The sequence below is a fragment of the Pseudomonas sp. R1-18 genome (assembly GCF_051132095.1).
Lineage (GTDB): Bacteria > Pseudomonadota > Gammaproteobacteria > Pseudomonadales > Pseudomonadaceae > Aquipseudomonas.
Genome location: NZ_CP071658.1, coordinates 3,856,028 through 3,873,214 on the forward strand (window position 1 = coordinate 3,856,028; position 17,187 = coordinate 3,873,214).

General features: G+C 60.9%; 15 protein-coding genes. 12 read left to right on the top strand and 3 right to left on the bottom strand.

The annotated features are described in order from the left end of the window. Nucleotides 1-223: 223 nt before the first annotated feature. The 5 genes from gcvH to J3P77_RS17690 all read left to right on the top strand — a co-directional run bounded on the left by gcvH (nucleotide 224) and on the right by J3P77_RS17690 (nucleotide 5,874). Nucleotides 224-607: a glycine cleavage system protein GcvH gene (gene gcvH, locus J3P77_RS17670; RefSeq protein ID WP_434677874.1), complete on the top strand. Its 384-nt coding sequence runs from the start codon at nucleotides 224-226 to the stop codon at nucleotides 605-607. A 10-nt stretch (nucleotides 608-617) separates the two neighbouring features. Beyond that, nucleotides 618-3,482 (top strand): aminomethyl-transferring glycine dehydrogenase, encoded by a 2,865-nt coding sequence (gcvP, locus tag J3P77_RS17675; RefSeq protein ID WP_434677875.1) that lies wholly within the window; start codon nucleotides 618-620, stop codon nucleotides 3,480-3,482. A gap of 79 nt (nucleotides 3,483-3,561) precedes the next feature. Further along, complete coding sequence (gene gcvT / locus J3P77_RS17680; protein WP_434677876.1) at nucleotides 3,562-4,686, top strand: glycine cleavage system aminomethyltransferase GcvT; 1,125 nt, start codon at nucleotides 3,562-3,564, stop codon at nucleotides 4,684-4,686. Nucleotides 4,687-5,079: 393 nt separating this feature from the next. Continuing rightward, complete coding sequence (locus J3P77_RS17685) at nucleotides 5,080-5,292, top strand: cold-shock protein (RefSeq protein ID WP_434677877.1); 213 nt, start codon at nucleotides 5,080-5,082, stop codon at nucleotides 5,290-5,292. 96 nt (nucleotides 5,293-5,388) lie between these two features. Continuing rightward, the gene (locus J3P77_RS17690; protein WP_434682050.1) at nucleotides 5,389-5,874 is read left to right on the top strand and encodes an RDD family protein; all 486 of its coding nucleotides are present in this window, start codon (nucleotides 5,389-5,391) and stop codon (nucleotides 5,872-5,874) included. A 62-nt stretch (nucleotides 5,875-5,936) separates the two neighbouring features. On the opposite strand, the gene lptG is transcribed toward J3P77_RS17690, so the two are convergent. Further along, nucleotides 5,937-6,998, bottom strand: coding sequence for an LPS export ABC transporter permease LptG (gene lptG / locus J3P77_RS17695; RefSeq protein WP_434677878.1), 1,062 nt, complete (start codon nucleotides 6,996-6,998; stop codon nucleotides 5,937-5,939). Further along, nucleotides 6,991-8,112, bottom strand: coding sequence for an LPS export ABC transporter permease LptF (gene lptF / locus J3P77_RS17700; protein ID WP_434677879.1), 1,122 nt, complete (start codon nucleotides 8,110-8,112; stop codon nucleotides 6,991-6,993). Before lptF ends, lptG begins: the two co-directional genes overlap by 8 nt. 319 nt (nucleotides 8,113-8,431) lie before the next feature. Here lptF and J3P77_RS17705 point away from each other — a divergent pair, with 319 nt between their 5' ends. The 5 genes from J3P77_RS17705 (at nucleotide 8,432) to rlmF (ending at nucleotide 14,946) form a co-directional block, all read left to right on the top strand. Next, the gene (locus J3P77_RS17705; protein WP_434677880.1) at nucleotides 8,432-9,922 is read left to right on the top strand and encodes a leucyl aminopeptidase; all 1,491 of its coding nucleotides are present in this window, start codon (nucleotides 8,432-8,434) and stop codon (nucleotides 9,920-9,922) included. Nucleotides 9,923-9,978: 56 nt separating this feature from the next. Continuing rightward, complete coding sequence (locus J3P77_RS17710) at nucleotides 9,979-10,407, top strand: DNA polymerase III subunit chi (protein WP_434677881.1); 429 nt, start codon at nucleotides 9,979-9,981, stop codon at nucleotides 10,405-10,407. 7 nt (nucleotides 10,408-10,414) lie between these two features. Next, a complete protein-coding gene (locus tag J3P77_RS17715; RefSeq protein ID WP_434677882.1) occupies nucleotides 10,415-10,828 on the top strand; it encodes a DNA polymerase III subunit chi in 414 nt (137 codons plus the stop codon). A 122-nt stretch (nucleotides 10,829-10,950) separates the two neighbouring features. Next, the gene (locus tag J3P77_RS17720; protein ID WP_434677883.1) at nucleotides 10,951-13,797 is read left to right on the top strand and encodes a valine--tRNA ligase; all 2,847 of its coding nucleotides are present in this window, start codon (nucleotides 10,951-10,953) and stop codon (nucleotides 13,795-13,797) included. A gap of 147 nt (nucleotides 13,798-13,944) precedes the next feature. Further along, a complete protein-coding gene (gene rlmF / locus J3P77_RS17725; protein ID WP_434682051.1) occupies nucleotides 13,945-14,946 on the top strand; it encodes a 23S rRNA (adenine(1618)-N(6))-methyltransferase RlmF in 1,002 nt (333 codons plus the stop codon). A 186-nt stretch (nucleotides 14,947-15,132) separates the two neighbouring features. Here the strand turns inward: rlmF and J3P77_RS17730 are convergent, their stop codons facing one another. Continuing rightward, nucleotides 15,133-15,414 (bottom strand): HU family DNA-binding protein, encoded by a 282-nt coding sequence (locus J3P77_RS17730; protein ID WP_020292090.1) that lies wholly within the window; start codon nucleotides 15,412-15,414, stop codon nucleotides 15,133-15,135. 394 nt (nucleotides 15,415-15,808) lie between these two features. Here J3P77_RS17730 and yejK point away from each other — a divergent pair, with 394 nt between their 5' ends. Continuing rightward, nucleotides 15,809-16,810: a nucleoid-associated protein YejK gene (yejK, locus tag J3P77_RS17735; protein WP_434682052.1), complete on the top strand. Its 1,002-nt coding sequence runs from the start codon at nucleotides 15,809-15,811 to the stop codon at nucleotides 16,808-16,810. Between the two features lie 3 nt (nucleotides 16,811-16,813). Next, nucleotides 16,814-17,164: a glutaredoxin family protein gene (locus J3P77_RS17740; RefSeq protein WP_434677884.1), complete on the top strand. Its 351-nt coding sequence runs from the start codon at nucleotides 16,814-16,816 to the stop codon at nucleotides 17,162-17,164. The last annotated feature ends 23 nt before the right edge of the window (nucleotides 17,165-17,187 follow it).

Consider the following 17,187-nt stretch of genomic DNA (forward strand, 5'->3'; position numbering starts at 1 on the left):
AAGCGCCACCGGTACGAGCGGACTTGTCCGCGAAAAGGCCAGAACCCTCAACAAAATTCCAGAAGTGGAACGATTTCGCTACACCAGCCATTCGCTATAACTACAACAGATAGATAAGTTGTTGATTTATATAATAAAAACCGTTGTGGCCGCAAAATTGCTAAGAGTTCCTCAATAACGTTCGCGCCCCCAAGCGCGAACCATCGAACCCTGAGGAGTTTTTATGAGCGAGTTGCGATTCACCGTTGAGCACGAATGGCTGCGGGCCGAGGCCGATGGCAGTGTGACGGTGGGTATCACCCCTTATGCGCAGGAATCGCTCGGCGACGTCGTATTCGTACAACTCCCGGAATTGCAGGCCTACACTCAACACGCCGAAGTATCGGTCGTGGAATCGGTGAAAGCCGCCAGCAGCATCAACATGCCACTGGACGGCGAAGTGGTCGAAGTCAATGCTGCGCTGGACGCCACTCCAGAGCTGGTCAATGAAGACGCCCTCGGCGCAGGCTGGTTCTTTCGCTTCATTCCCGCCAACGCTGATGCCATCCACGGCTTGCTGGATCAGGACGCCTACGACCGCCTGATCAAAGCCAACGCCGAAGCCTGAGGAGCGCGCCATGACTGACCGTATCGAATTGAACACCACCAACGAATTCATCGCCCGTCACATCGGCCCGCGCGCCGCTGACGAACGCGCCATGCTCGAAACCCTGGGTTTCGACTCCATTGAAGCGCTGAGCGAAAGCGTGATTCCGGAAAGCATCAAGGGCACCAGCGTCCTGGATCTGCCTGCCGGGCAAAGCGAAGCCGATGCGCTGGCATCGATCAAAGCCATCGCCAGCAAGAACCAGCTGTTCAAGACCTGGATCGGCCAGGGCTATTACAACACTCATACCCCGGCGCCGATCCTGCGCAACCTGCTGGAAAACCCGGCCTGGTACACCGCTTACACGCCTTATCAGCCTGAGATTTCCCAAGGTCGTCTGGAATCGCTGCTCAACTTCCAGACTTTGATCAGCGACCTGACCGGTCTGCCGATCGCCAACGCCTCTTTGCTCGACGAAGCCACTGCGGCCGCCGAGGCCATGACATTCTGCAAGCGCCTGAGCAAGAACAAAGGCAGCCAGCAGTTCTTCGCTTCCAGCCATTGCCATCCGCAGACACTCGACGTGCTGCGCACCCGCGCCGAACCGCTCGGCATTACCGTAGTGGTGGCTGACGAGTCGGAACTGGGCGACGTCAGCGATTACTTTGGCGCCCTGCTGCAATACCCGGCCAGTAACGGCGACGTGTTCGATTACAGGGACCTCGTGGAGCGTTTCCATCAGGCCAACGCGCTGGTCGCCGTTGCCGCCGACCTGCTGGCCCTGACCCTGCTGACGCCACCGGGCGAGTTCGGTGCCGATGTCGCTATCGGTACCGCGCAGCGCTTCGGTGTACCGCTGGGCTTCGGCGGGCCGCACGCGGCCTACTTCTCGACGCGTGATGCGTTCAAGCGCGACATGCCGGGCCGTCTGGTTGGCGTTTCCGTCGACCGCCATGGCAACCAGGCCCTGCGTCTGGCAATGCAGACCCGCGAACAACACATCCGCCGCGAGAAAGCCACCAGCAACATCTGCACAGCGCAGGTTCTGCTGGCCAACATCGCCAGCATGTACGCCGTTTACCATGGGCCGCGTGGCCTTGTGCAAATCGCCAATCGCGTGCATCGCCTGACCGCGATCTTCGCCGAAGGCATGAGCCAACTGGGTCATAAAGCCCAACAGGCGTTCTTCTTCGACAGCCTGACCTTCAACACCGGCGCCAACACCGCAGCCTTGCATGCCAAGGCCCGTGCGCAGCAGATCAACCTGCGTGAAGTGAGCGACGACGTGCTCGGCCTGTCGTTCGACGAGACGACTTCTCAAGCCGCAGTAAAAGCGCTGTGGGCAATCTTCGCCGCCGATGGCCAGGCCGTGCCTGACTTCGCAGCGCTAGCCGACAGCGCGCAATCGCGCCTGCCGGATGCCCTGCTGCGTCAGTCGGCGATCCTCAGCCACCCGGTATTCAACCGTTACCATTCCGAAACCGAACTGATGCGCTACCTGCGCAAGTTGGCGGACAAGGACCTGGCGCTGGACCGCACCATGATCCCGCTGGGCTCGTGCACCATGAAGCTCAACGCCGCCAGCGAAATGATCCCGATCACCTGGGCCGAGTTCGGCAACCTGCACCCGTTCGCACCTGCCGAGCAGAGCGCCGGTTACCAGCAACTGACCGACGAACTGGAAACGATGCTGTGTGCCGCCACCGGCTACGACGCGATTTCGCTGCAACCTAACGCAGGCTCCCAAGGCGAGTACGCCGGCCTGCTGGCGATCCGCGCTTATCACCAGAGCCGTGGTGACGATCACCGCGATATCTGCCTGATCCCGTCTTCCGCCCACGGCACCAACCCGGCAACGGCCAACATGGCCGGCATGCGCGTAGTTGTGACCGCCTGCGACAGCCGCGGCAACGTCGACATCGAAGACCTGCGCGCCAAGGCCGTCGAGCACAGCGAGCATCTGGCGGCGTTGATGATCACCTATCCGTCGACTCACGGCGTTTTCGAGGAAGGCATCCGCGAGATTTGCGGCATTGTCCACGACAACGGCGGCCAGGTTTACATCGATGGCGCGAACATGAACGCCATGGTCGGCCTGTGCGCACCGGGCAAGTTCGGTGGTGACGTTTCGCACCTCAACCTGCATAAGACCTTCTGCATTCCCCATGGCGGTGGCGGCCCGGGCGTCGGCCCGATCGGCGTCAAATCGCACCTCGCTCCGTTCATGCCCGGCCATGCCCGCATGGAGCGCAAGGAAGGTGCGGTGTGTGCCGCGCCATTCGGCAGCGCCAGCATCCTGCCGATCACCTGGATGTACATCCGCATGATGGGCGGCGAAGGTCTCAAGCGTGCTTCGCAGCTGGCGATCCTCAATGCCAACTACATCTCCCGCCGCCTTGAAGACCATTACCCGGTGCTCTACACCGGCAGCAACGGCCTGGTTGCTCACGAATGCATCCTCGATCTGCGCCCGATCAAGGACAGCAGCGGCATAACCGTCGACGACGTGGCCAAGCGCCTGATCGACTTCGGCTTCCACGCCCCGACCATGTCGTTCCCGGTGGCCGGGACGCTGATGATCGAGCCGACCGAAAGCGAATCCCGCGAGGAGCTGGACCGCTTCTGCGACGCGATGATCAAGATTCGCGAGGAGATCCGCGCGGTCGAAAACGGCACGCTGGACAAGGATGACAACCCGCTCAAGAACGCACCGCACACTGCAGCGGAAATCGTCGGCCAGTGGAGCCATCCGTACAGCCGCGAACAGGCGGTGTATCCGGTCGAGTCGCTGATCGACGGCAAGTACTGGCCACCGGTGGGCCGCGTCGACAACGTTTTCGGCGACCGCAATCTGGTTTGTGCCTGCCCGTCCATCGAGAGTTATCAAGAGGCGTAAGGCGCATTTTGATTGTAGGAGCCAGCTTGCTGGCGAAGCGTTGGCTCCTACGTCTGCCTATTTAACAAGGATTGAAACCATGACCACCGAACAACTGCTCACCACACCGTTGCACGCCCTGCACCGCGAACTGGGCGCGAAGATGGTGCCGTTCGCCGGCTACGACATGCCCGTGCAATACCCGGCGGGCGTCATGAAAGAGCACTTGCACACTCGCAGTCAGGCGGGTCTGTTCGACGTCTCGCACATGGGTCAGATTCTTCTGACCGGGCCTGAAGCAGCCATGGCCCTAGAGACCCTCGTGCCGGTCGATATCATCGACCTGCCGGTGGGCATGCAGCGTTACGCAATGTTCACCAACGAAAGCGGCGGCATTCTGGATGACCTGATGGTCGCCAATCTGGGTAACGATCAGCTGATGCTGGTAGTCAACGCTGCCTGCAAGGACCAGGATCTGGCGCACCTGCGCAAGCATCTGGGCGGCTATTGCACCATTCAACCTCTGTTCGAGGAGCGCGCGCTGCTCGCCCTGCAAGGACCGGCAGCCGTAACCGTGCTGGCGCGTCTGGCGCCGGAAGTGGCGAGCATGACGTTCATGCAGTTCGCTAGCGTCAAATTGCTGGGCGTCGACTGCTATGTCAGCCGCTCGGGCTACACCGGCGAAGATGGCTACGAGATTTCCGTTCCCGCCGGGCAGGCCGAAGCGCTTGCTCGCCGCTTGCTGGCTGAACCGGAAGTTGCGCCCATCGGCCTGGGCGCGCGCGATTCACTGCGCCTGGAAGCAGGCCTGTGCCTGTACGGCCACGACATGGATACGCAAACCTCGCCGATTCAGGCCAGCCTGCTTTGGGCAATCTCCAAAGCGCGGCGGGCCGACGGCATTCGAGCCGGTGGATTCCCGGGCGCTGAGCAGATCTTCGACCAGCACAAGAACGGCGTGAGCCAGAAACGGGTCGGCCTGTTGCCGCAGGAACGTACACCGGTTCGCGAAGGCACGGAGATCGTCGACGCGCAGGATCAGCGTATCGGGACGGTGTGCAGCGGCGGTTTTGGCCCGAGCCTCGGCGGCCCGCTGGCGATGGGTTATCTGGATAGCGCCTTCACCGCGCTCGATACACCAGTCTGGGCTATCGTGCGTGGAAAGAAGATACCGATGGTGGTGACTAAAATGCCTTTTGTTGTGCAGCGTTACTTCCGCGGTTGAATAACGGCGTCAAAAAACCGCTGCCGTTTTTTCGTTCTAACTCGCTGTTGCATTGCTCGTTTTCGGGGCGCGCAACTGCGTGTTAGAGCGCGCGCGAAGTGCACCGTCGCAGGGCAAAAACCTTGCCAGAACGAAGCCCTGCACCTAATAGGGGAAGGCGCTTGCATGGCCAGTCAGGGCCGCTGAATCAGGTAGCGAAGCGGGGCTTGTTTTTGTAACGAGAGTTGGCGTAGAGTTTCTGAACTGTGTTTGCATAGGTCGCTGAATCTGGACCTGGGCAGTAGCTCTAGGTTTGCTACATCCCGTTCTACGTTTCTTACTTCCTGCAACCAGCCCAGTACTCTTTCAGTTGAAAGAGGCTGTTATTAATTCAAGCGTCAAGGAAATAAGAAAATGTCTCAACGTCAGAGCGGCACCGTCAAGTGGTTCAACGATGAAAAAGGTTTTGGCTTTATCACTCCAGAAAGCGGTCCGGACCTGTTTGTACACTTCCGCGCTATTCAAGGCAGCGGCTTCAAGAGCCTGAAAGAAGGCCAGAAAGTGACATTCGTTGCGGTGCAGGGCCAGAAAGGCATGCAGGCTGACGAAGTTATCGCCGAGGGTTGATAGCTCGGTCACAAAAGCCTCTGATATTGATATCAGGGGCTTTTTTGTGGGCGCGATTCCGTACCATGCAGCCTCCACATGATCGAGAGCCCTGCGATGCCTCAACACCTGCTGCGACCGCAAGGCGATTTCGCCCCCGCCAGCTTTCCCCGACGTCTGGCTGCCATTTGCTACGACGCCCTGCTCTGCCTCGCCCTGTGGCTGGTTACAGGCTTCATCTACAAGCTGCTGCAGATGGCCTCCATCGGTGAGGCCCGTTTGCGCGAACTGTCCGAAGCGGGCGCCCTGGATGGCGATCCGTTGCTGTCTTCCATTCTGCTGCTGGTGACGTTCGGGTTCTTTGCCAAGTTCTGGACCCATGCCGGACAGACGCTGGGGATGCAGGTCTGGGGCATCCGCGTGCAGAACGCCGATGGCACCGCGATCAGCCTGATGCAGGCGCTGCTGCGCTTTATCGTGGCGATTGCGTCCTGGCTATGCGCGGGACTGGGATTTTTCTGGTGCCTGTTCGACAAGCAGCGCCGTACCTGGCATGACCGGTATTCGGACAGCGTGCTGGTGCGGGTGCCAAAGCAGAAATAAAAGGGGCCGCGTGCGGTCCGTGGCCGGCAAGCGCGCTCCTGCAGCGCGCCTGCCCGGGATCGTTAACCGGCGCGGCGCAGGAGCCAGACGCCCGCCAGCGCACAGAACGTGGCGGGAAGCAGTACCGCGAACAGCGGCGAGAAGCCGAACACCAGACTCGACGGCCCCAGCAGATCCTGAATGATGCGGAAGGTGAACCCGACCAGCACGCCAGTGAACACGCGCTGACCCAGAGTCACCGAACGCAGCGGGCCGAAGATAAAGGAAATCGCCATCAATACCAGTGCAACGGTTACCAGCGGCTGCAAGACCTTGGTCCAGAACGCCAGCCAGTAACGGCCGTTGCTCAGACCCTGATCGGCCAGATAATGCGTATAGCTCCACAAGCCGGTAATCGACAGCGACTCGGGCGGCATCACCACCGTGCTCAGCAGTTGCGGGCTCAGTGAGACGTCCCAGCGCTCGGTCGGCGTGTTGATGACTTCGGTGGCGCCTTCGCGGAAGAAGGTGGTTGCGACATCCTTCAGCTCCCAGAAATCGGTGTTGAAGGTGGCCTGACGGGCGAAACTGGATGAAAGCATGTGGCGCTGGTCGTCGAAACGGTAGCGCGTCACACCGTACATGACCCCGTTGGGCTGCACGCTGTTGATATGGATGAACTCGTCGCCCTGGCGATGCCACAGACCATGCTTTGCGCTTTGCGCGTCGCCACTGCCCTGCGCCAGGGAACGCGCGGCCTGGGCCTGGTTCTCGGCGTAGGGCGCAACGTATTCGCCGACCAGCACGCCGGCCACCATCAGAAACAGCATGGGTTTCATCACGGCCCAGACGATGCGCCCGATGGAAACGCCCGCCGCGCGCATGATGGTCAGCTCGCTGCTGCTGGCCAGACTGCCAAGGCCGATCAGGCAGCCGATCAGCGCCGCCATCGGCAGCATTTCATAAACCCGGCGCGGCGCGGTCAGCATAACGAAGCTGCCCGCGTCCCACAGGCTGTAGCTGTCGCTGACATCGCCCATCTCGTCGATGAAGGCAAACAGCGACGCCAGACCCAGGATGATCCCCAATACCGCGAGGATCGCCACGAAAACACTTTTGCCAATGTACCGGTCGAGCTTAACCACGAGCCACCTCCGAAACGCCGCGGCGACTCGCCATTTTCAGCCGCAAGGGCTCCCAGTAAAGCAGGCCCAGACCGATCAGCAGGAACAGGGCGTGCACCCACCACATGCCCAGCGCGAATGGCAGCCGGCCTTTTTCCAGCGCGCCGCGCACAGCGATGAGGATCGTCAGGTAAGACATGTACAACAGGATCGCCGGCAACAGTTTCAGGTAGCGACCCTGGCGCGGATTGACCCGCGACAGCGGCACGGCCATCAGCGTCACGATGAAGACCAGAATGGGCAGCGAGATGCGCCATTGCAGCTCGGCCTTGTAGCGCGGCGTGTCGTTGCCGAACAATTCTGGGGTAGGGATCGCTTCGCGGTCAGTGATTTCGTTGCTGATGTCGGGCTTGGGCAACATCGCGCCATAAGTCTCGTACTGGATGGCGCGGTAATTGGCCTGACCCGGATTGCCGTCGTAACGATAGCCGTTCTGCAGAATCAGAAACCGGCTGCCGTCGGGCCGGACTTCCAGATGGCCCTTTTCGGCGACCAGCACGGTGATGCCGCGATCCTTGGTCTTGTCGGTCGACAGACGTTTCTCGGAGATGAACACACCTCCAAGCCCGGCGCGGTCTTCCGACAGTTCCTGCGTATAGGTGACTCGCGTGCCATCACGCAGCGCCTGGAAACGTCCCGGCACCAGCGTGTCGAACTCTGTCATGGCGTCCTGCTTGTTGAGCAGCAGCGAAAATTGCGTGGCGCCCTGGGGCGCGAGGCTGAAGCTCAGCCAGGCCACCAGCAACGCCACCAGCGCAGCCGGAGCCATCGTCACTGCGAGCAGGCGCTGCTGGCTCATGCCGGTGGCGGCCAGCACGGTCATTTCGCTTTCCAGATACAGCCGGCCATAGGCAAGCAGAATGCCGAGGAACAGGCCCAGCGGCAGGATCAGCTGCAGAAAGCCCGGCAGGCGAAAGCCCATGATCATGAACAGCACGCCTGGGTCCAGCGCGCCCGAGGCAGCCTGGGCCAGGTATTTGATGAAACGCCCGCTCATGATGATGACCAGCAGTACGGCGCTGACCGCACTCAAAGTCACCAGCACTTCACGGGAGAGATAACGAAAGACAATCAAACCAGACACTCCAGAGTTGTCAGGCTCAGGCAGCCAAACAGAGAAAATGGTGAGCCACGGCAGCCCGGACTCGCAGCCGGTTAGAGGGCCGGCCGCCAAAAAATATGCGGCATTATCCTGTGATTGAGGGTTTCTGTCACTGCGCAGGCTGGATAGTTCGCACATACGCGTCCTACAAGCCTTTGATCGGGGTTGTCACAGGTCGTGCAGCGGGGTCAAACTGCGAGACTGATCGCCGGCATCGCCCTGCAATAGGCCTGAGTCCTGCCGCGTACGTCACGCAAACTTGCGAATCTCACAGATCATTTGAGGACCCGACATGGAATTGGTTGTTAAAAGCGTAAGCCCAGAAACCTTGAAAACCGCCACGCTGGTGGTCACTGTCGGTGAAGACCGCGTTCTGGGTCCCGCTGCGCAAGGCATCGACGCACTGAGCGGCGGCGCCATCGCGGCTGTTCTCAAGCGCGGCGACCTGGCGGGCAAGGTTGGTCAGAGCCTGCTGCTGCACAACCTGCCAAACCTCAAGGCCGAACGCGTGCTGCTGATCGGGATCGGCAAGGAATCCGAGCTGTCCGACCGCCAGCTCAAGAAAGCCGTGACCGGTGCCCTCTCGATCCTCAAGAGCCTGGGTGGCGCCGATGCAGCCATCGCGCTGGACGGCATCGCCGCCAAAAACCGCGACACCTACGGCACCGCACGCCTGCTGGTCGAAGCCCTGGCGGATGGCGAGTACGTGTTTGATCGTTTCAAGACGCAGAAAGCCGAACCGCGCGCGCTGAAGAAAATCACCCTGCTGACCGCCAAGCTTAATGTCGCCGAAGTCGAGCGCGCCGCCGCCCACGCACAGGCTATCGCCACCGGCATGGCGCTGACCCGCGACCTGGGCAACCTGCCGCCCAACATCTGCCACCCCGTCTACCTGGGCGAACAGGCCAAGGCGATGGGCAAGGAATTCAAGAATCTGAAAGTCGAAGTCCACGACGAGAAAAAGCTCGCCGAATTGGGCATGGGCTCGTTTCTCGCTGTCGGCCAGGGCAGCGCCCAGCCGCCGCGCCTGATCGTGATGAACTACCAGGGCGGCAAGAAAAACGATCAGCCGTTCGTGCTGGTGGGTAAAGGCATCACCTTCGACACCGGTGGCATCAGCATCAAGCCGTCTGCCGGCATGGACGAAATGAAGTTCGACATGTGCGGCGCCGCTAGCGTGTTCGGTACCCTGCGCGCCGTTCTCGAACTCAAGCTGCCGATCAATCTGGTGTGCATCCTGGCGTGCGCGGAAAACATGCCGAGCGGCAACGCGACACGTCCAGGCGATATCGTCACCACCATGAGCGGCCAGACTGTCGAAATCCTCAATACCGACGCCGAAGGCCGTCTGGTGCTGTGCGATGCGCTGACTTACGCCGAACGTTTCAAACCCAAAGCGGTGATCGATATCGCCACCCTGACCGGCGCTTGCGTCGTGGCACTGGGCGGTCACACCTCGGGTCTGCTGGGCAATAACGATGTGCTGATCAATCAGTTGCTCGACGCCGGCAAGCAAGCCGACGACCGTGCCTGGCAGTTGCCGTTGTTCGACGAGTATCAGGAGCAACTGGACAGCCCGTTCGCCGACGTCGCCAATATCGGCGGCCCGAAAGCCGGGACAATCACTGCGGCATGCTTCCTGTCGCGCTTCACCAAGGCTTATGACTGGGCGCATCTGGACATCGCCGGTACCGCCTGGCTCAGCGGCGGCAAGGAAAAAGGCGCCACCGGCCGTCCGGTACCGCTGCTGACTCAATACCTGCTCGACCGCGTCGGCGCTTGAGATGACCTGCGGCGTATCGCCCGTCCGGGCCATACGCCGCATGCTCGGAAACCCACATGACTCAAGTCGACTTCTACATTCTTCCCAGCGCAGACCCGGCGGCTCGCCTGGACTTCGCTTGCAAGCTCACGGAAAAAGCTTGGCGGCTGGGCCACAAGGTCTACCTGCATTGCAGCGATGCAGCGCAGCGCGACGACCTCGACGCCCGGCTCTGGCGTTTCAAAGGTGAGGTTTTTCTGCCGCACGGCAATGCCGAGGGCGATCACGACGCTCCGGTAGTCCTCGGTCTGGGCGAAGACGCCGGCCCCCACGAGGACCTGCTGATCAACCTCGACCTGCGCATCCCGGGTTTCTTCAAGCGCTTCGCGCGGGTGGCGGAAGTGGTTGTCGAAGAGCCTGCCATACGCCTGGCCGCGCGCGAGAGTTTCCGCTCGTATCGCGAACAGGGCTATCCTCCGCAAGACCACCGACTGCAGCGTCTTTGAGGACACGATGGACACTTCAAAAAAAGCTGAATCCGCACATTTGCTCGATGATCTTGAATCGATCCGCGAGCTGCTGGGCGATGACAGCCTGCAACCGCCGCTGCTGACCGATACCGTGCACCGCGAGGGCCAGATCCCGCTGTTGTTCGATGTGGTTGGCAGCCGACCCGAAATCATCGGGCACGATGATCATGACCCGGTCGAAATCCCGACCCTCGCGGTCGACCCCGTGCTTGCCGCCCCCGACGTGGAGCCGCCGTCAAACGCCGACGCCCTGCTCTATCTGGACCGCGAGCTGCGTGCCGCCGCCGAGCTGATCATGCAGGACGTCATCGACGACTTCGCGCCGCATATCGAAACCGAGATCAAGCGCCGCCTCGATGCCCGTCTGGAACGGCTGCTCAGCCAGTACCAGATCTGAGCGCCAAATCCGTCCGCAAGAGTGACGAAGGCTGCCCGCAGGCTTGAGCTTGTGGCCTGCGGCTGCCCCCATCGCTATACTTGTCGGCTTTCCCGAATTAATGCCACAGGTTCCCGCCGCGCATGGACAAGACCTACCAGCCGCACGCCATCGAAACTTCCTGGTACCAGACCTGGGAGTCCGAGAATTATTTCGCTCCGCAAGGCGCGGGTGACTCCTACACCATCATGATCCCACCGCCGAACGTCACCGGCAGCCTGCACATGGGCCACGGTTTCAACAACGCGATCATGGACGCGCTGATCCGTTTCCGTCGCATGCAGGGCCGCAATACCCTGTGGCAGCCGGGCACCGACCATGCCGGTATCGCGACGCAGATGCTGGTGGAACGCCGTATCGAAGCCCAGGGCCAGAACCGTCATGACCTGGGTCGCGAGAAGTTTCTTGAGAAAGTGTGGGAATGGAAAGCCGAGTCCGGTGGCAACATCAGCCGGCAGATTCGTCGCCTCGGCTCGTCGGTGGACTGGTCCCGCGAGCGCTTCACCATGGACGACGGCATGTCCAGGGCCGTTCAGGAAGCCTTCGTGCGCCTGCATGAAGACGGCCTGATCTATCGCGGCAAGCGTCTGGTCAACTGGGACACCAAACTGCACACGGCGATTTCCGACCTTGAAGTCGAGAACCATGACGAGAAAGGCAGCCTGTGGAACCTGCGTTATCCGCTGGCCGATGGCGCGAAAACCGCCGACGGCCTGGATTACCTGATCGTCGCCACCACCCGTCCGGAAACCATGCTCGGTGATGCCGCCGTTGCCGTAAACCCCGAGGACGAGCGCTACAAGGCGCTGATCGGCAAGTTCGTCGAGCTGCCGCTGGTAGGCCGTCGCATTCCGATCATTGCCGATGACTACTGCGACCCCGAGTTCGGCACCGGTTGCGTGAAGATCACCCCGGCCCACGACTTCAACGACTATGAAGTCGGCAAGCGCCACAACCTGCCGCTGCTCAACATCTTCGACAAGAACGCCTCGGTGCTGCCTGCCGCGCAGGTCTTCAACCTCGATGGCACCTTGAACGAAAGCATCGACGGCAGCCTGCCGGCCGAATACGCGGGTCTGGACCGCTTCGAGGCGCGCAAGCGCATCGTCGCCGCGTTCGACGCCGCCGGCCTGCTGGTCAGCGTGGATGATCACGCGTTGAAAGTACCCAAGGGCGACCGCTCCGGCACGATCATCGAGCCGTGGCTGACAGACCAGTGGTACGTTTCGACCAAGCCCTTGGCCGAGCCCGCCATCGCCGCCGTGGAAGATGGCCGCATCGCGTTCGTGCCCAAGCAGTACGAAAACATGTACTTCTCGTGGATGCGCGATATCCAGGACTGGTGCATCAGCCGTCAGCTGTGGTGGGGCCATCGTATTCCGGCGTGGTACGACGAGTCCGGCAAGGTCTACGTCGGTCGCGACGAGGCCGAAGTCCGCGCCAAACACAACATCGGCCCGGACGTTGCGCTTCAGCAGGACAACGACGTGCTGGATACCTGGTTCAGCTCGGGCTTGTGGACCTTCTCGACCCTCGGCTGGCCGGAAAAGACCGAAGCGCTGAAGACGTTCCACTCCACCGACGTGCTGGTCACCGGTTTCGACATCATCTTCTTCTGGGTCGCCCGGATGATCATGCTGACCATGCACCTGGTGAAGAACGAGGACGGCACGCCGCAGGTTCCGTTCAAGACCGTGTACGTGCATGGCCTGGTTCGCGATGGCCAGGGCCAGAAGATGTCCAAGTCCAAGGGCAACGTACTGGACCCGCTGGACATCGTCGACGGCATCGACCTGGAAACCTTGGTACAGAAACGCACCAGTGGCCTGATGCAGCCGCAGCTGGCCAAGAAGATCGAGAAGCAGACCCGCCAGGAATTCGCCGACGGTATCGCCAGCTACGGCACCGACGCGTTGCGCTTCACCTTCTGCTCGCTGGCGTCCACCGGTCGCGACATCAAGTTCGACATGGGCCGCGTCGAAGGCTATCGCAACTTCTGCAACAAGATCTGGAACGCTGCGCGTTACGTGCTGGACAAGGGTGAAGACTGCGGCCAGAACGGCGAAGCGGTCGAGCTGTCGCTGGCTGATCGCTGGATCATCTCGCAGCTGCAACGCACCGAAGCCGAAGTGACCCGTCAGCTGGAACAATTCCGCTTCGACCTCGCGGCCCAGGCGCTGTACGAGTTCATTTGGAACCAGTATTGCGACTGGTACCTGGAACTGTCCAAGCCTGTGCTGTGGGACGAAACCGCGCCGATCGAGCGTCAGCGTGGCACACGCCGCACGCTGGTTCGTGTACTGGAAGTAGCGCTGCGCCTGGCCCATCCGTTCATGCCGTTCATTACCGAAGAAATCTGGCAGCGCCTCGCGCCGCTGGCCGGCGTCAGCGGCAAGACCATCATGCTGCAGCCGTGGCCGGTGGCGAACGAATCGCGCATCGATCAGGCCGCCGAAGATGACATCGAATGGCTCAAGGGTTTGATGCTCGCCGTGCGCAACATCCGTGGCGAGATGAACATCGGTCCGGGCAAGCCGTTGCAGCTGTTCCTCAAGAACGTGACCGCCGAAGACCAGCGCCGCCTGAACGAGAACGACTACCTGCTCAAGAAACTGGCCAAGCTGGAATCCATGACCGTACTCGCCCAGGGTGCCGAAGCGCCGTTGTCCGCCACTGCGCTGGTGGGCGAGATGGAAGTGCTGGTGCCGATGGCCGGCCTGATCGACAAAGGTGCCGAACTGGCGCGTCTGGACAAGGAAATCCAGCGCCTGCAAGGCGAAGTGCAGCGCGTGGGCGGCAAGCTGTCCAACGCCGCATTCGTCGACAAGGCGCCGCCGGAAGTGATCGCCAAGGAACGCGCCAAGCTGACCGAGGCCGAACAGGCACTGGGCAAGCTGGCCGAACAACACGCACGCATCACCAGTTTGTAAAGGCTTGAGGTACACCGGCCCACGTCGGGCCGGTGGACGGCTGTAGGAGCGCTTGCCCGCGACAACGCGCTCCCGGTCGACATCTATATCGACCGGACATACGCCGTCGCGGGCAAGCGCTCCTACATACGTATCACGCCCATGACCATCTCTGATAAACCCAAACCTCCCCGCAAAAAACCGCAAAAGCCGGCCAAGCCCGCCGAGCCGCGCGAAAAAGCCACCCTGCACCCGCGCAACCGGCACCAGGGTCGCTACGATTTCCCCAAGCTGATCAAATCCAGCCCGGAACTGGCGGAGTTCGTGATCCTCAATCCGTACGGCAAGGAAAGCATCGACTTTGCCAACCCGCTGGCGGTGCGCGTGTTCAATCGCGCGTTGCTCAAGGCGTTCTACGGCATTGCCCACTGGGACATCCCGGCTGACTACCTGTGCCCACCGATTCCGGGGCGCGCGGATTACCTGCATTTTCTGGCGGACCTGCTGGCCAGCGACAACGACGGCACGATCCCGCGTGGCGCGGCGGTCAAGGTGCTGGACATCGGCACCGGCGCCAATTGCATCTATCCGTTACTCGGCCACAGCGATTACGGCTGGCACTTCGTGGGCTCGGACATCGACAAGGTTGCCATCGCCTCGGCCACCACCATCGTCAAGGCCAACGGGCTGCACAAGGCGATCAGCGTGCGTCAGCAGGCGGATCGCAAACACATTCTGCTGGGCCTGCTCGACAGCCAGGAGCAGTTTGATCTGAGCCTGTGCAACCCGCCTTTCCATGCGTCGCTGGACGAAGCGCAACGCGGCAGCCAGCGTAAATGGCGTGCGTTGGGCAAGGCCGATCCGAAGCGCAAGCTGCCGGTGCTGAATTTCGGTGGGCAGTCTCAGGAGTTGTGGTGCGAAGGCGGTGAGATCGGCTTCGTGACCCAGCTGATCAAGGAAAGCGCGCAAATCCCGATGCAAGTGCTTTGGTTCAGCACACTGGTGTCAAAAGCCTCGAACCTGCCCCCTATCCAGAGCGCACTGAAAAAAGCCGGAGCGCTTGAGGTGCGGGTCGTGGAGATGGGCCAAGGCCAGAAGCAAAGCCGATTCGTGGCCTGGACCTTCCAGAATCCGGCGCAGCAGCAAGCCTGGCGGCAACGCTGGAAGTAGACAGCCTCTCTGTGGGAGCGGACTTGTCCGCGAAGACTCACGTATATCCGCAGCAGATGCGGAGCCTGACGAAATGTCTTCGCGGACAAGTCCGCTCCTGCAAAAATGCGCCGCCACAATATCAACGCCCACAAAAAAGCCGTGCCCGGTTGTCCGGCGCACGGCTTTTTTACAGCAAGCGGATGCTTACTTGTTGATCGAGTCGCTCAGCACTTTGGCTGGTACGAACTTGATAACTTTCTTGGCAGCGATTTCGATGGCTGCGCCAGTCGAAGGGTTGCGGCCAGTACGGGCTGGACGCTCAGCCACTTTCAGCTTACCGATACCCGGCAGAGTGATTTCAACGCCGTTTTCCAACTGATCGGCAACGATCTGGCCCAACTGCTCAAGAGCATTACGCGCGGTGGTTTTCGGCGCGTCGATAGCTTCGGCGATATCGGCGATCAATTGGTCTTTAGTAAGAGCCATGGTGGTGTTCCTTCCCTATCAAATTCATTTGGATTGCAGAGCACAACATCGGCCGGCGGCCAGGCAACGAACCTGACCACCCGCTAGCAGCCACGATTAATCGCGAAATGTAGATACTGAAACCGGGTATTGGTTCGGCCTACGCGTGCACAAACTGCATGCTTGACGCGCTAGTGTGCGCAAGACCGCGCAAAACTAGCACAGAGCCGTGGCAAAATCCGCACCTACCTATCCTTTTGGTCAGGTTTAACGGCATTTTGCGTGAAAAACACTTCTCAAAGCCGCGCCGAAGGCCGAAAACCGGGCTGTGCAGGCCCGACCGGGGCGGACGTGAGTTACACTTGCCGCCCTGCAACGAGCCATGCGCTCTTCACCTCCACCAGCCGAGAAGCCCATGCCGATCCGTCACTGCATCGTCCACCTGATCGACAAGAAACCCGACGGTACGCCCGCTGTTCTCCATGCCCGCGACTCCGAACTCGCTGAGTCCCAAGCCATCGAGAACATGCTGGCCGACCTCAACGAAAGCTATAACGCCAAGCAAGGCAAAGCCTGGGGATTGTTCCATGCCGAGTCCGGCGCGCACCCCTTCAGCGGCTGGCTGAAGGAGTATCTGGACGGTGGCAAGGATTTCACGGCGTTCTCCCGCGTAGCGGTCGAGCATCTGCAGAAGCTGATGGAGGAATCCAATCTGTCGGTCGGTGGGCACGTGCTGTTCGCGCATTATCAGCAAGGCATGACCGACTACCTGGCCATCGCCCTGCTCCACCACAGCGAAGGCGTCGCTGTGGACGAAGAGCTGGACGTGAAGCCGTCCCGTCATCTGGATCTGGGCCAACTGCATCTGGCAGCGCGCATCAACATTTCCGAATGGCAGAACAACAAGCAGTCCAAGCAGTACATTTCGTTCATCAAAGGCAAGAACGGCAAGAAGGTCTCGGAATACTTCCGCGACTTCATCGGCTGCCAGGAGGGCGTCGACGGCCCTGGCGAAACGCGCACGCTGCTCAAGGCCTTCAGTGACTTCGTCGAAAGCGAAGACCTGCCTGAAGAATCCGCGCGCGAGAAAACCAAGACGCTCGTCGATTACGCCAGCAGCCAGACCAAGATGGGCGAACCCATGGGGCTGGAAGAGCTGTCCGAACTGATCGACGAGGACCGGCCGCGCGCTTTCTATGACCACATCCGCAACAAGGACTACGGCCTGTCGCCGGAAATCCCGGCCGATAAGCGCACCTTGAATCAGTTCCGTCGCTTCACCGGCCGCGCTGAAGGCCTGTCGATCAGTTTCGAAGCGCACCTGCTGGGTGACAAGATCGAATACGACGAAGCCGCCGGCACGTTGATCATCAAGGGACTGCCGACCCAGCTCACTGACCAGTTGAAGCGACGCTGACCGATGCTGCTGCGCACGCTCAAGAAGTTCGCCCTGATCATGCTGGTGGTCGTGGTCTGGCAGAACTGGGGCAAGATCGAAAACTTCTTCAGCCCGCCGCCGGCCACGGTCGCCCAGACCTACAGCCAGGCCAGGGTGGTGATGTACGCCACCGAATGGTGCGGCTACTGCAAACAGACCCGACGCTTCCTCGACAGCAAAGGTATTCCATTCAAGGAATACGATATCGAAAAGTCAGAAGAAGGCCGCAAGGCCTATGAGGCCCTGGGCGGGCGCGGGATCCCGATGATCGACGTCAACGGAACCCTGATACGCGGCTTTGCGCCGGATGAAATATTGGCGGCGTTGGAATAAGCGGCGGAGTGAAGCCTGTGGGA